15 protein-coding genes are annotated in these 14,110 nt (G+C 67.4%); 5 read left to right on the plus strand and 10 right to left on the minus strand.

Annotated elements, in window-relative coordinates; genetic code table 11:
* Window positions 1–13 precede the first annotated feature (13 nt).
* Window positions 14–1,498: an ABC transporter substrate-binding protein gene (locus BM041_RS10040; protein ID WP_092958899.1), complete on the plus strand. Its 1,485-nt coding sequence runs from the start codon at window positions 14–16 to the stop codon at window positions 1,496–1,498.
* On the opposite strand, the gene BM041_RS10045 is transcribed toward BM041_RS10040, so the two are convergent.
* Window positions 1,461–1,835, minus strand: a complete 375-nt coding sequence (locus BM041_RS10045; protein WP_245761999.1) for a hypothetical protein — start codon at window positions 1,833–1,835, stop codon at window positions 1,461–1,463. The two genes, BM041_RS10040 and BM041_RS10045, sit on opposite strands and share 38 nt — an antisense overlap.
* A gap of 89 nt (window positions 1,836–1,924) precedes the next feature.
* A complete protein-coding gene (locus BM041_RS10050) occupies window positions 1,925–2,665 on the minus strand; it encodes a DUF2786 domain-containing protein (RefSeq protein WP_175533848.1) in 741 nt (246 codons plus the stop codon).
* A gap of 120 nt (window positions 2,666–2,785) precedes the next feature.
* On the opposite strand from BM041_RS10050, the gene BM041_RS10055 reads away from it, so the two are divergent.
* Both BM041_RS10055 and BM041_RS10060 read left to right on the plus strand, forming a co-directional pair.
* Window positions 2,786–3,691, plus strand: a complete 906-nt coding sequence (locus tag BM041_RS10055) for a dienelactone hydrolase family protein (RefSeq protein WP_092958903.1) — start codon at window positions 2,786–2,788, stop codon at window positions 3,689–3,691.
* A 24-nt stretch (window positions 3,692–3,715) separates the two neighbouring features.
* Entirely contained in the window at window positions 3,716–4,342 is a 627-nt protein-coding gene (locus BM041_RS10060) for a glutathione S-transferase family protein (RefSeq protein ID WP_092958905.1), read from the plus strand.
* A gap of 16 nt (window positions 4,343–4,358) precedes the next feature.
* Here the strand turns inward: BM041_RS10060 and BM041_RS10065 are convergent, their stop codons facing one another.
* The 5 genes from BM041_RS10065 to BM041_RS10085 are packed head-to-tail and all read right to left on the minus strand — an operon-like array spanning window position 4,359 to window position 9,957.
* Complete coding sequence (locus tag BM041_RS10065; RefSeq protein WP_092958907.1) at window positions 4,359–5,330, minus strand: Bug family tripartite tricarboxylate transporter substrate binding protein; 972 nt, start codon at window positions 5,328–5,330, stop codon at window positions 4,359–4,361.
* A gap of 23 nt (window positions 5,331–5,353) precedes the next feature.
* A complete protein-coding gene (locus tag BM041_RS10070) occupies window positions 5,354–6,346 on the minus strand; it encodes a 3-hydroxybutyryl-CoA dehydrogenase (RefSeq protein WP_175533849.1) in 993 nt (330 codons plus the stop codon).
* Window positions 6,336–7,409, minus strand: coding sequence for an NAD/NADP octopine/nopaline dehydrogenase family protein (locus tag BM041_RS10075; RefSeq protein WP_092958911.1), 1,074 nt, complete (start codon window positions 7,407–7,409; stop codon window positions 6,336–6,338). Before BM041_RS10075 ends, BM041_RS10070 begins: the two co-directional genes overlap by 11 nt.
* Entirely contained in the window at window positions 7,406–8,284 is an 879-nt protein-coding gene (locus BM041_RS10080) for an NAD(P)-dependent oxidoreductase (RefSeq protein WP_092958913.1), read from the minus strand. Before BM041_RS10080 ends, BM041_RS10075 begins: the two co-directional genes overlap by 4 nt.
* Window positions 8,272–9,957 (minus strand): dihydroxy-acid dehydratase, encoded by a 1,686-nt coding sequence (locus BM041_RS10085; RefSeq protein ID WP_092958915.1) that lies wholly within the window; start codon window positions 9,955–9,957, stop codon window positions 8,272–8,274. The genes BM041_RS10080 and BM041_RS10085 overlap by 13 nt, the downstream gene beginning before the upstream one ends.
* A gap of 86 nt (window positions 9,958–10,043) precedes the next feature.
* Here BM041_RS10085 and BM041_RS10090 point away from each other — a divergent pair, with 86 nt between their 5' ends.
* Together BM041_RS10090 and BM041_RS10095 are read left to right on the plus strand one after the other, a co-directional pair.
* Window positions 10,044–11,009 (plus strand): Bug family tripartite tricarboxylate transporter substrate binding protein, encoded by a 966-nt coding sequence (locus tag BM041_RS10090; protein WP_092958917.1) that lies wholly within the window; start codon window positions 10,044–10,046, stop codon window positions 11,007–11,009.
* A gap of 63 nt (window positions 11,010–11,072) precedes the next feature.
* Window positions 11,073–11,687: a 4'-phosphopantetheinyl transferase family protein gene (locus BM041_RS10095; RefSeq protein WP_175533850.1), complete on the plus strand. Its 615-nt coding sequence runs from the start codon at window positions 11,073–11,075 to the stop codon at window positions 11,685–11,687.
* Here BM041_RS10095 and BM041_RS10100 read toward each other — a convergent pair.
* From BM041_RS10100 to BM041_RS10110, 3 genes are read right to left on the minus strand one after another with little or no spacing between them, the layout of a single operon-like run.
* Window positions 11,675–12,481, minus strand: a complete 807-nt coding sequence (locus tag BM041_RS10100; RefSeq protein ID WP_092958921.1) for a metallophosphoesterase family protein — start codon at window positions 12,479–12,481, stop codon at window positions 11,675–11,677. The two genes, BM041_RS10095 and BM041_RS10100, sit on opposite strands and share 13 nt — an antisense overlap.
* Window positions 12,482–12,489: 8 nt before the next feature.
* Window positions 12,490–13,284 (minus strand): ABC transporter permease, encoded by a 795-nt coding sequence (locus BM041_RS10105; protein WP_245762000.1) that lies wholly within the window; start codon window positions 13,282–13,284, stop codon window positions 12,490–12,492.
* Between the two features lie 11 nt (window positions 13,285–13,295).
* Complete coding sequence (locus BM041_RS10110; protein WP_092958924.1) at window positions 13,296–14,108, minus strand: ABC transporter permease; 813 nt, start codon at window positions 14,106–14,108, stop codon at window positions 13,296–13,298.
* Between the last annotated feature and the right edge of the window lie 2 nt (window positions 14,109–14,110).

Consider the following 14,110-nt stretch of genomic DNA (forward strand, 5'->3'; position numbering starts at 1 on the left):
GGGGAGATCGGAGATGCGGGCAGTGCTGGCGTGGATGGCCTTGGCAATGTGCCTCTCGGGCGCCGCCGGCGCACAGACGCTGCGGATCGGCATCGGGGCCGATCCCAACATGCTCGATCCCGCGCGATCCTCCGGCTTCGTCGAACGCGTCGTTTTCACGGCGCTTTGCGACCGTCTGGTCGATATAGGCCCGGATCTGGCCTTCCGCCCCGAACTCGCCACGGCCTGGACGTGGGAGGAAGGCGGCCATGTGCTGCGGATGACAATCCGCAGCGATGGCCGCTTCCATGACGGAACCGCGCTGGATGCCGCAGCAGTCAAGGTGAACCTGGACCGCTACCGCACCGCACCCGAATCACTGCGCCGATCAGAGTTGCGCCCGGTAACGGCGGTGGAGGCGCCGGATTCGCGGACCGTCGTCATCAAGCTGTCGGAGCCCTACGCGCCGCTGCTGTCCGTTCTCTCCGACCGGGCAGGCATGATCCTGTCCCCGGCCGCGCTAGCCCGGCTCGGCGCACGCATTTCGGAAGACCCCGTGTGTTCCGGTCCCTTCCGCTTGGTTCGGCGCGTGGCCCAGGAACGCATCGAACTGGAGCGCGTGCCGGAGCATTGGAACGCTGCGAACATCCACGTTCAACGCCTGCTGATCCTCCCCATCCCGGACAACAATGTCCGCCTGCTGAACCTCCGTGCGGGCCAACTCGACCTGATCGAGCGGATCGCGCCATCCGATGTGGAGTCGGCCCGCCGTGCACCCAGGATGGTGGTGAGGGAGGCGACGTCGATCGCCTATCAGCTTCTCTACATCAACCAGGCTGGTGCGCTGCGGGACCCGCGGCTTCGGCGGGCCTTCGAACTCAGCATCGACCGCGGCATCATCAACGACGTGGCGTTGCAGGGGCTGTTCGTGCCGAACAACCAGCCGGAGCCGCCAGGCACGGCCTTCCATTTCGCAGACCTGCCCCTCCCTCGCCGCGATGTGGCGGCGGCAAGGGCGCTGGTGCGGGAAGCCGGCGTCGCCAATCCGGAATTCGCCCTCCTGGTACCCAACAGCCCTGTCGAAAGCCAGGTGGCGGAGATCATGCAATCCATGGCCGCCGAGGCCGGGTTGCGGGTTCGGATCATCACCATGGAGGCGTCCTCCATCGTGACCCGCGCCAATGCCCGGCAATACGACATGGCCTTCGGCATCTGGTCCGGTCGCGCCGATCCGGACGGCAATATCGCGGCTTGGGTCGCCTCCGACGGGTTTCTCAACCGCACGGGCTACGCCAACGCCGCGGTCGACTCGGCCTTCCTGGGGGCGCGGCAGGCGACGGACCAGGCGACGCGGCAGCGCCTCTATCGGGACGCCGCGGCACAGTGGCTGGAGGACCGGCCGCTGATGATCCTGTACCATTATCGCTGGTTCTGGGGATTGCGGGCGGGCGTGACGGGGTTCGAGCCCTCGCCCGATGGCCTCATCCGGTTTTCGGGACTGCGCCTGCCGCCGGGCTAGGGTCGAGGAACACCGGCCGGGCAGAGGGATCCCAGGGGATGCCCGCGGTAGCCAATGTGGCAGCGAGGTGCCCCAGATCCAGCCGCGCATGGCGCACCAGCAATCCGACATAAACGCCCATGAAGGCGGGGCCGTGGCCATCCCCTGCCCCGTCATGGTCCGCCGTCATCGCATGGGCGATTTCGTGCAGCAGGACCCAGCTGGGGAGTTCGGCCGGGGCCTCGATGGCCAGGCGGCTGCCGGTGGCGACGACGCGCTTCGAGGGACGCTTGCGATGGACCCTGGGGGGCCAGTGGAGACCGGCTTCCGCCCAGACGTAGTCGACCAGTGCCTGCATGCGCGCAAAGGGCACCAGCGAGCGGTCAAGGGGGGCGATGACCCGATCCTCCCACGCATAGACGCGGCGCGCCCTGGGCTGGTCCCGGCTCACGGCTTGCCGCGGAGAGTCCTGGTGCCAGCGCCAGCGCCGACCGGCCGATCAAGCCCCACGCGGCCGCCGGCTTCCTGGCCATGGCGGAAGGCGGCGCCGTCCCGCACGCGGCGGGTGGTGCTGCGCGACACCAGGCGGATGCCGAGTTCCCTGAAGGCGGCGTGCACCTGCTTTTCCTTCGCCACGACCAGGGCGGTCCCGGCGCTGGTTTTCGCCTGGGCGGCCGCAGCGGTGTCGCGGCGGTGCCGGGCGATTTCCTCGAGCCGCTCGGAGACCCGTTCGGCGAAGCCGTAGCGGAAGCTGCGCAGGCGGGCCTGCGGTTGCAGGCGACTGCGGCGATAGGCATCGCTGGCGCGAAAATCCGCTTCCTCCCGGTCCACGGCGCCGGCAACCAGGTGGATCAAGTATTCGCCCATGAGGACATCGGGCTCCAGCCCGAACAGTACGAAAGTACCGCGGCCAGCGGTCCAGCCCTTGGTTTCGGTCAGGCGGATAATGGCGAGGAAGACGGCGCCCACGGCCTGCAGGCGCGGCCCCTCGATGATGACTTCCCGCTGCAGGCAGGCTTCCTGGCGGAGCTCGACCTCCGACATGCTCAGGCCATAGACCTCCAGCAACTGGCCAACCTTCTGGGCGGCGGCCATGGCCTCGGCCTCCGAACAGCCGCGGTCTGTGGTCTTGGCGGCCAGCGCGCGGATGCGCGCCTTCACCTTCTCAAGTTCAGTCGCCTGGCTCATCCGGCCTTCCATGCTGGGGCATGTCTCGGTAGCCGCTGGGCGGCCGCTGCGTCCAGGGGCAAGGCTGGGCATGGGTCCGCGTTCGACTAGGATGGCGGCCGCATCGGAGTGGAAGAGCGCATGCAGAACCTGCCCACGCGGATGGAACTTCATGCCATCCGTTCCCTGACCCTGACCGACCGGCAGTTCCTGCTCGGCGAGCAGGAGGGGCAGGCCGCAACCATTGCGGGGCTGCTGAGCCTGGCGCAGGGCGAAGGCCGGCAACCCGTCGTGGTGATGGTGCACGGGTCGGGTGGCATGGGACCTTCGATCGCCCTGTGGCAGAGGCAGGTTAATGCGATGGGAGCCGCGGCCTTCCTGCTCGACGGCTTCACGGGCCGGGGGCTTGTCTCCGTTGCCGGAAACCAGGGAAGCCTGGGTCGGCTGGCCTTCATCCTCGACATCTACCGCGCACTGGCGGTGCTGGCGGCGCATCCTGCCATTGATGCCACGCGCATCGCAGTGATGGGCTTCTCCCGTGGCGGTCAGGGCGCGTTGTATGCGGGCATGGCGCGCTTCCACCAGCTGTGGAATCCACGCGGCATCGCCCCGATCGGTACCGCGGCCGTCTATCCGGATTGCGGCACGCGCTACATCGGGGACACCGTGATGCTGCCAGCGCCGCTGCGCGTCTTCCATGGTCGGCCCGACGATTTCAACCCCATCGGCCCTGCACGGGCCCATGTGGCGCGGCTGCGAGCGGCCGGGCACGACGCCGACATCATCGAATACGATGACGCGCACCACGGCTTCGACAACCCTCTAAGCCCCAGCGCCGCGCTGGTGCGGGAATCGCAGAGCGTACGCGACTGCGTGATCGAGGAGCGGGAGCCTGGTGTGCTCGTGAATGCCGTGACGGGCAGGCCCTTCAGCTACGACGATCCCTGTGTCGCGCACAGCGTGCATGTCGGCGGCAACGCCGTGGCCGCCGCCGAGCTGCGGCGTGACGTCCTGGCCTGGCTCCGCCAGCTGCTTCGGCTGTCCTGAACACGCAACAAAGGAGTTCGCGCCATGCTGCGCATCTGGGGCCGCGCCACGTCCTCCAACGTCATGAAGCTGCTATGGCTGTGCGAGGAACTCGGGCTGGGTTTCGAACGCGTGGATGTCGGCGGCCCCTTCGGCGGGACGCGAGAGCCTTCGTACCTGGCCAAGAACCCCAACGCGCTGGTGCCGGTGATCGAAGAAGCGGACGGCTTCGTCCTGTGGGAGAGCAACGCCTGCCTGCGCTACCTCGCGAGGTCCCGGGCACCGGGTCATCCGATCTATCCGGCTGATTTGCGTCCAGCGGCGGACTGCGACCGCTGGTTGGACTGGCAACAGACAGCGCTGAACCCACCCCTGGTGACAGTCTATTTCACCCTGTTTCGCATCCCGGAGCCCGAGAGGGACTGGAAGGCATTCGAGGCAGCGAAGACGCAGGTGGAGGCGCTGTTCGGGATGCTCGATGACCGCCTGGCGGCGCGGGCGTTCCTGTGCGGCGATGCGCTGACACTCGCGGACATCGCCCTCGGCATCTACGCCTATCGCTGGCTGCTGCTGCCGATCGAGCGGCGGGCGATGCCGCATCTGCGCCGATGGCATGATGCGCTGGCGGCGCGGCCCGGATTCCGGAAATTCGTGGCGCTGCCCCTGAGCTGAGGCAGCGCCGGTCGCCTCAGCTTTCCAGGCGGATGCCGAGATCGCGGATCAGCGGGCGCCACACCGCATTCTCGCGCCGGATCAACTCGGCGCATTGCGCCAGGCTCAGCGGCTCCGTCTCCGCGCCGGTGGTACCGAGCTGGCGGGCCACCTCGGGGCTCGCCATGGCTGCGCGGATGGCAGCGTTGACTCGGGCCAGAAGATCGGGCGCGGCACTACGGGGCAGCGACACGCCCTGCCAGCCATCGGCCACGCAATCGGCAATGCCGGCTTCCGTCGCGGTGCGCACATCCGGCACGGCGCGGGCGCGATTGGCGCCGAAGGTGATGAGGGCCCGGGCACGGTTGGTGGACAGCAGCGGAAGCGCGTTGGTGACATCGGCGATGGCGCAATCGACGCGACCCGCAATCAGGTCCTGCAGCACGGCGGGCATGCCGCGATAGGGGATGTGTTCCACCTGGACGCCCGCACGCACGCGCAGCAATTCCATCGCCATGTGGTGCGGGCTGGCGACCGCCGGGGTGGCGTAGGTCAGCGCCTGTCGCTTGCCCGCGGCGCGCAGTTCCTCGAAGGTTGTCAGCGGGCTTTCGGGGCGGGTGAGGATGAAGAAGGGAAAGCGGGCGATGAAGCCCGCCATCACCAGGTCCCGGTCCGGATCGAAGGGCAGCCGGCTGTAGAGGGCCGGGTTGTAGACCATCATCCCATTGTCGACATGCAGCACGGTGCTGCCATCGGCCGGGGAGGCCAGCACGGCCTCCGTGGCAACGATGCCACCGCCGCTCGGCCGGTTCTCGACCACCACCGGCGGCGTGCCCGGTGCGGCGAGGGCGCGGGAGATCATCCGGGCGAAGAGGTCGGAGGCGCCGCCGGCTCCATAGGCGACCATCCAGCGCGTGGGGCGGTCTGGCCAGGCGGCCGGCTGGGCCAGGGCGGGCACGGCGGCAAGGGCCAGGGGCGTGGCGAGCAGGGCGCGGCGGCGAAGCGACATGGGGCCTCCTGAGGCTGTCATCGTCATGCTGGGGGCAGAACGGGCGGACGCGCCAGCCCCTCCGCGCGCAGGCGGGCGATCATCTCGCCCAGCCGCCGGCGCTTATGGGCCGGGATGTCCATCTCGCCCCATGGAAGGAAGCCGCTGCCGGTGCCCATGCCGAGCCGGCCCTCCGCCATGTGCTGCCCGACGATGGCCGGCGCGCGATACCGGGCATCGCCAAGCGCCGATTCCAGGTAACGGCTGGCGTGGTGCAGGATATCCACGCCCCCCCAATCGATGAACTCCAGCATGCCGAGCACGCCGAAGCGGAAGCCGAAACCGTAGCGAAGGGCGCGGTCCACATCCTCGGCACTCGCCACGCCTTCCTCCACCAGGCGCGCGGCCTCATTCATCGCCAGCGCCTGGATGCGCGGGATGATGAAGCCGGGGCTGGCGGCACAACGTACGGGTACCTTGCCCACCGATTCGAGCAATTGCATGAGGCGCGTGGTGACGTCCGCATCCGTTCCGACGCCCGGGGAGATTTCGACCAGCGGCACGAGATAGGCAGGGTTGAGCCAATGCGCGTTGAGAAAGCGCGCTGGGTGCGGCACCGCCGACGACAAATCATCCACCATGATCGTGGAGGTCGTGGAAGCGAGGATGGCGCCGGGCGCCATCAGCGCGGCTGCCTGGGCCAGGGCCTCCCGCTTCAGGGCAAGGATCTCGGGCACACCCTCGAAGACCACAGGCATGTCTCGCAAGCCTGCGGCTTCGGCGGCGGGCAAGACCGTGACGCGGGCAGCGATGGCCGGCACGGCGCCGGGATCGCCGAGGCCGAGATCGGCAAGCATCGCCAGGGTCGTGGCAATCTCGGCGTGGGCGGAAGCCGCCAGTTTCGCGAAATCCTCTGGCGGGCGGGGCCTCAGGTCGAAGAGGGTGACGGCGTGGCCCGCATAGGCGAATTGCACAGCGATGCCGCGGCCCATGCGACCGGCGCCAAGACAGCCAATGGGCATGCGGTCAGAAGCCATCGCGGAGCACCTTCATGCGCGCTGTCGCTTCACTGGGAAGGCCGCAGGCCGCAAGGGTGCGCGACGGCAGGAAATCCTCGGCGCAGATGGCGCTGCCGATGGCCAGAAAGGCGCGCGCGAGTGGCGTCGCGACGCCGGCCGCGACGCCAGCATCGATGATGAGCGACAAGCCGAGCCGCGTATCTTCCCGCATATAGCGGTGCTCAGTCAGCACGATTCTCTCGCGCCAATCGCCGCTATCCGTCAGTCGATCGTGGCTGCCGCGGCCGTAGCACCATTCGGGGCCATCTTTCGCGTAGTGGTCGGCGAGTGGAAAGTGCGGGGCGCCGTAGCCCAGCGCCTCGCGCACCGCCACCCGTTCTGCGTCCAGCGCGTCTGTCACGCGGCGGATACTCGGCTGGGTGCCTTCCTTATGGATGTCCCATTTGGGGAAGTGCTCCAGCGGGCCGGCATTCATGGTGATAAGGGGCGGGTGGATGATGGGGCCCGCATTCATCAGTGCGCCCGAAAGCGCGTCGCCGCATGGCTCGATCACGCCGGGAAAGGCCGCGCCGATCACGACCAGGGCGTGGTCTGCCATCGCCAGTGGAAAGACACCGACAGGCAAGCGCTTTGCGCGGACGGTGATGGCCACGAGATCAGGCCCATGTTTGCGGGCGAGCCAGGGCAGCGTGCCGGTTTCCGCAAAGGCAACGCGGGCGCCGGGCCGATGGCTGTGCAGGGCGCGGGCGAGGATGACGGTGCCGAGCGTACCGGGGGTAAGGAAGACGACCTGGCCATCCTCCAGCAGCGGCGCGAGGCGCGGTGCCAGGTCATCATGGGTCGTGGCGGGCGCCGGGGCGAGGATCAGGGCGGCGCCGGCGATCGCCTCCGCCAGTTCAGTGGTGACCAGAGCAGGCGAGGCGCTGCGCTGCCCACGCACATCCTTCACGCCGATCGCCTTGCCCTGGCGAGCCACCTCCGTCGCGCTGGTGCGCCAGAGGCGGACTTCATGCCCGGCCTCGGTAAAGTCGGCGGCAGCGGCAAAGCCACCATTGCCACCGCCCAGAACCGCGATCTTCATGCACCCTCGCTCAGGGAATGGACCATCAAGGCCTCGGCATCGGCGCCGAAGCGCGCCATCGTCAGTCGCAGCATCTGCAAAGCCAAGCTGGACATCGGCACAGGGGTGCCGGTCTCGGCCGCCAGACGGAGCACAGTTTCCAGGTCCTTGACCATGGAGGCAGCGCTGCCGATGGGTGGGTCGTGGTTGCCACTGGCCATCCGGGGCACGAACAGCCGCAAAGGCAGGCTATCCGCAAAGCCGCCCGCGAAGGCTTCGGGAAGACGGTTGGCGTCGATGCCGGCATTCTGCGCCAGGCGCACCGCCTCCGCGATCACACTCATCAGACTGCCAGAGATGATCTGATTACAGAGCTTCGCGGTCTGGCCTGCGCCGAGCGGCCCGAGATGGGTGAGGTTGCGGGCCATCGCCATGACGAAGGGGCGTATGCGCTCGATGTCAGCCGCCTCGCCACCCGCCATGACAGCCAAGGTGCCATCGGTGGCGCCGCGGGTCCCGCCGGAGACGGGCGCATCCACCCAGCGTGTACCATTGCCCTCCCGCAGGCGGGCGGCGATGGCGCGGGTGCGGTCCGGCGCGATTGAGGCATGGTCCACAACGATGCGGTCCATGCGCGGGGCTTCGACGATGCCGCCCGGAGCGAAGCAGACGGCCTCCGTCGCTGCGGCATCCATCAGGTTGAGGAAGACGATGCCGCAATCGGCTGCAGCCTCCGCAGGATTGGCGGCGACGCGAGCACCGGTCGCCATCAAAGGCGCCACCTTCGCAGGGCTGCGGTTCCAGACCGTGACGTGATGGCCAGCAGCCAGCAGACGCTGCGCCATTGGCGCGCCCATCAGTCCCAGGCCGATGAAGGCCAGTTTCACAGCGGCCATTCGGCAGGCCCTTCATGCGTCACGGCGCCGCCCGGTGCCTGGCCGACGAGCTTGGCGTATTTCGCGAGGAGACCGGCGCGGTGACGCGGGGGCGGTGCTGTCCAGGCGGCACGCCGCTCTGCGAGTTCGCTGTCCTCGACGAGGAGATCCATGCGCATGGCCTTCGCATCAATGCGGATCCGGTCACCGTCGCGGACCAGCGCCAATGGCCCGCCGATCGCGGCTTCCGGCGCCACATAGCCGATGCACATGCCTCGCGTGGCACCGCTGAAACGGCCATCGGTGACGAGAGCGACCTTCTCACCCATCCCCTGGCCGTAGATCAGGGCGGTGACACCCAGCATCTCCCGCATCCCGGGCCCGCCAACCGGCCCTTCGCCACGGATGATGAGGATCTGTCCAGCTTCGTAGGCCCCGGCGCGCACGGCCTCGATACAGTCATCCTCGCCTTCGAAAATCCTGGCAATACCCTCGAAGACCAGAGACTTCAGCCCGGCAACCTTGATGACAGCGCCATCGGGACAGAGGCTACCGCGCAGGATGGCGACGCCGCCATCGGGGGCGATCGGCGTGGCAGGTTCGCGAACCACCTGGCCATCGGGGGCATCGGCGCCTGCATACTCCTCGGCCATGGTGCGGCCGGTGATGGTCAGGCAGTCGCCGTGCATGTGGCCGCTGCGGATCAAGGCGCCGATGATGATGGCCGCACCGCCGGCGTCATATACGTCTTTCGCGGTGAAGCGGCCGCCAGGGCGAAGGTCACCAATCAATGGCGTACGGGCGAAGACCCTGGCGACATCCTCCATCGTGAAACGGATGCCGGCCTCATTCGCGATGGCGGGCAGATGCATGGCGGCATTGGTGGAACCGCCGGTGGCGGCAACGACTGCGGCACCATTCTCCAGCGCCTTCCAGGTGACGATATCGCGCGGCAGCGGGCCGCCCTGATGCAGCATCGCCAGCAAGCGCTTGGCCGCCTGCTGAGCGATGGCGGCTCGGATCGAATAGACACCAGGGACCATGGAGGAGTTCGGAATGGAGAGGCCCAGCGCTTCCCCCACCATCGCCATCGTGTTGGCTGTGAACTGGCCGCCGCAGGACCCGACAGTGGGGAGACAGGCGTGTTCGATGCGCGCTGCCTCCGCCGCATCCATGGTGCCGGCCATGACTGCGCCCACGGCTTCGTAGCTGTCCAGGACGGTCAGATCGCGCCCCTTGTACCGGCCGGGAAGCGCCGATCCCCCATAGAGGAAGATCGATGGAACGTTGACCCGCAGCATCCCCATCATCACGCCCGGCAGTGTCTTGTCGCAGCCGCCAAAGCCCAGCAGCGCGTCATAGGCCAAGCCATGGATTGTGGCCTCGATCGTGTCGGCCACGAGTTCGCGGCTGACCAGGCTGAACTTCATGCCCTCATGATTCATGCTGAGGCCGTCGGAGACCGAGGGGGCCACGAACTCCCGCGGAACCCCGCCCGCCGCCGCGACGCCCAGGCGCGCGGCATCCACCTGGAAGCCATGCGTCTGGTTGCACGGTGTCTGGTCCCCCTTGAAGGAGACGATGCCGATCATCGGCTTGCCGAGGTCATCCTCCGACAGGCCCATGGCCCGGTAGAAGGCACGGTGGGAGGCCCGGTCGAGGCCATCGATGGTGATGCGGGATCGGTACGGCATGGAGGCAAGGTTAGGCAGAAATCCGGGCGCTTGTCTTGCCCCTGCCGCTCTGCGAACCTTCCGCCGCTGCGAGAGGATTGCCGCCCATGCTGACCCGCCGATCACTTGGTCTTGCCACGCTCGCCCTGCCCGCCCTGGGGGCTGCGGCGCGGGCGCAGGCATTCCCGGAACGGCAGTTGCGGTGGGTGATCGCCTACGGCGCCGGAGGGCCTTCGGACCAATTCGCCCGTCTGATCGGGCGACAGATGGCGTCGCGCCTGGGTCAGAATGTGGTGGTGGACAACCGACCGGGCGGCGGCGGCGTGCTGGCGACGGAGACGGTGCTGCAGGCACCGGCCGATGGCCACACGATGCTGATGGTGGATAACGGCATGGCCATCTATAGCCCCGCTCTCTACGCACGCCTGCCCTATGACCCTGATACCGCGTTGACCGGCGTCGGCCTGATCGCGCGCTTCCCGCTGATCCTGATCGTCCGGACGGAAAGCCCGATCCGCGACTGGTCCCAGTTCCTGGCAGCCGCACGCGCCAAGGCGCCGACCTTCGGCAGCGGCGCGGTGGCAAGCCCCCAGCACTTGGCCATGGAGTATGTGGCCCGCGTCGCGCGCTTCGATGCGACGCATGTCCCGTATCGCAACTCCCCTGCGGCGTTGCAGGACATGCTGGCCGGATCGGTCGACTGCATGCTGACCGACAGTGCGTCCTCGATGGGCGCCATCCGCCAGGGTCAGGCGAGGCCTTTGGCCGTGATGTCGCCTTCACGCATTGCCGCGCTGCCGGAGGTGCCGACCCTGCAGGAACTCGGCCTGCCGGATGCGGAGGCCTATGCCTGGATGGGCATGAGCGTGCCGGCGGCCACGCCAACGACTGCCATCGGACGGCTGAATGCCACGCTCAATCAGGCGATCGCGAGCGACGAGGTAGCGCAAGTCATCCGGAACCTGAGTGCGGAGGCCGTGCCTGGTGATGCAGCAGCGTTCAATACACAGATGCGCAGCGAGATCGCGCGCTGGCGACCGCTGATCCGCGACCTCGGCATCAAGCTGGACTGAATGCTGCGACGCGGCGCCATCCGCGTACGCTGGGTGCAGCCGCAGTCAGCGGATATGGCCACGATGGCCGGCTGGCATGCGTTGCTGGAGCCCGCGGAGCAGGCGCGGGCGGCGCGGTTCCACCTCGATGCCGATCGGCACGCCTATATCGCAGCTCATGCGCTGGCGCGGCGGATGCTGTCCGAAGCAGGAGGCTTGGCGCCGGACGCATGGCGCTTCACGGTCGGCCCCGCCGGGAAGCCGGAAGTGGCGCCGGGACACGGGTTGGCACGGCTGCGCTTCAACTTGAGCCATACGCGCAACCTCGTGGCCTGCGCCGTCACCTCCACCGACGACGTCGGCCTCGATGTGGAAGACCTCGGCCGTCGGGAGGCTGGAGAGGGCATTGCGGAACGCTTCTTTGCCGCCAGCGAGGCGGCGCTGATCGCGGCGCTGCCGCGCCCAAGACAGCATGAAGCCTTCCTTCGGATCTGGACGCTGAAGGAAGCCTTCGTGAAGGCCAACGGCGAGGGTATCGCCATGGGGCTGGAGAATTTCGGCTTCACGCTGGGCGAAGCCCCAACCCTCGCCTTCGCGCCCGAAAGTACAGGACCCGTGGCGGCCTGGCGCTTCCTTCAGTTCATGCCAACGCCAGCGAACATCCTCGCGATCGCGCTACGGAGAGTTCAACCGGGATAGGTGAGGTGCTTGATATCAGCGGCCCAGGTATCGGGCAGGTCGAGCCGTTCCGTCGTCACGGCATCGGCGGACAGGTGATGCAGCAGCGCACCGCAGCGCCTTTCGCCTCTGAGACCATCCTGCTGCTCCGGCGTCATGACGAAAGAGGCAGCCGGGGCCCAGATTTGACTGACAGCGCCTTCCATCTCCTGCTTGAACATATGCAGATGGCCGGAGGCAATGAGGCGGAGCGCAGGGTGGCTCAGGAGCGGTGAAAGGCCGGGCCGCGCATCAGGCGGGATGGACCAGACATCGATCGTTGGGTCGTCCTGGCGGGTGACAAAGACCGGCTTGTGCAGGAACAGCGCGATGCGGCGGGCGCCAAGCGTCCGAACGGTTTCCGCGATGAAGGCCGCCTGAACATCCTCCTCCACCCCCGTCGCCATGATCTCCGTATTCAGTCCGATCGCGCGCCAGCCTGGGAGGTCTACGGCGCCGAAGCCCTCGCCGAAGAAGCGCCGAAAGCGGGCCATGCGGTCAGCGTTGACCGGCTGGTGGGGCATGCCGATGGGGTGGCTCCCGGTGTCATGGTTGCCCGGGATGAAAAGGTGTTCGCCTGGGAAGGCACGCAGAAGTTCTGCGGCGAACCCCATGTCCTCGTCTCGATCCGCTCCGTCCAGGGAGAGGTCGCCGCTGAAGACGGTCAGATCCGGACGGCGTGCCCGCGCCACGCGACGCAAGGCTGCGATGTTCTCCAGGAACAAGCCATTGCGAGGGGAGAGGTGGGTATCACTGATCTGCAGGATCGTGGGCATGGCGTAACCTATTTGCCGACCTTGGCCAGGACCTCGGCGCGGAGGAAGCGTTCGACGATGAGCATGAACAGCACGCTGGGCACCAAAAGAATCAGCGCCGTAATGGCAGCGACCTGCATGTTGCCGCCGGCCGCAGCGCTGAACAGCAGCAGCGGCAGCGTTCGGACCTCAGGGGCGCCGACGAAATAGCTGGCGGTGAATTCATCCAGCGATTCCAGGAAGACGAAGACGGCGCTGGCGGCAATACCGGGGGCCGCGAGCGGCAGGGTGATGGTGCGGAAGGCCGTGAAGGCGCCGGCACCGATGTTACGAGCTGCGAGTTCAAGATCATCATCGACGGCGGCAAAGGCAGCGGTCGCGATCCAGATGGAATAGACCAATCCATGCGCCGCATGGACCAGTACCACGCCGATCACCGTACCGTTCAAATTAAAGGAGAAGAAGATGCGCGCTATGTTGATATAGACTGGAAGATTGGGAAAGGCTTGCGGCAGCAGAAACAGAAGCAAGATGGCGGCACGCCACCGCAAATTGGCCTTCGCCAGCGCCCAGGCGGCGGGGACCGAGACGGCCAGGCACAGCAGCGTTGTCAGCGTCGCGATCCAGATGGAAAGCCAAAGGCTTTCCATCGCCTGGCCCTCGGGGCGGAAGACACGCTCCCAGAAACGGAAGCCGTATTGGCTGGGCAGACGATTGGGCCAGAACCAGGATTCCGCCACGGACCACAGCACCAGGTTGACCAGCGGGCCGAAGACGAAGAAGGCGAAGAGGCCCAGCAGCAGGCCGCGTGGCAGCCACCACATTACGCTCCCTCTCATCGCGCACGCTCCGCCGCAGCCTGGCGGAGCCAGATCCAGGCAACGAGGCCGGTGAGGATGCAGGAGACAAGGCCGAGAGCATTGGCTGTGCCATAGTCGCCGAAGGAATTGATCCGCCAGGCCATGGCGACCGTCAACATGGTGGGGCTCTGGCCGCTGATCATCATGGGGACCGACAGCACGGACATCATCGTGACGAAGGACAGCACCAGCGCGACCATGATGTTGCGCGCGACCTGGGGAAGGACGATGCCAATCAGGATCCGTAGGCGCCCGGCGCCGAGATTTTGCGCAGCCTCGATCCCCGAACGGTCCAGGGCAGCCATGGCACCAGCGACAAGCAGCGTCGCGAAGGGCAGTTGCTTCCAGACAAAAGTGATGACGATCCCGCGCCAGTCCAGGAAGCTCTGCGCCCACTCCTGCGGCATCAGGCCGATCCAGACCAGCGTGTTGTTCATCAGTCCGTTCTGCCCGATGAAGCCACGCATGGCCTGGGCAGCGACGATGAAGGGGATGAAGAGCGGCCAGCGATACATGGCGCCCAGCAGTCGCAACGCGGTGCGCGAACGCCCGAGCGTGAGGTAGCCGCCGATGGCCACCGCGCCCAGCCCCGTCAACGCAGTGGAGGCCACCACAATCAGCAGGGTGAACACGAGGTCCATACGGTAAAGGGAAGCCGCATTGGCAAGGTTGACGAAGGTCGGCCCTTGCGGCCCCTCGAAGGCGCCAATGACCGAGAATGCCAATGGCACGAGGAAGAACGCGCCGACAACAAAAAGTGCCGGCGCCAGCAGCAGGTAGGGTAGCACAG

Source organism: Falsiroseomonas stagni DSM 19981 (assembly GCF_900114315.1).
Taxonomy (GTDB): domain Bacteria; phylum Pseudomonadota; class Alphaproteobacteria; order Acetobacterales; family Acetobacteraceae; genus Falsiroseomonas; species Falsiroseomonas stagni.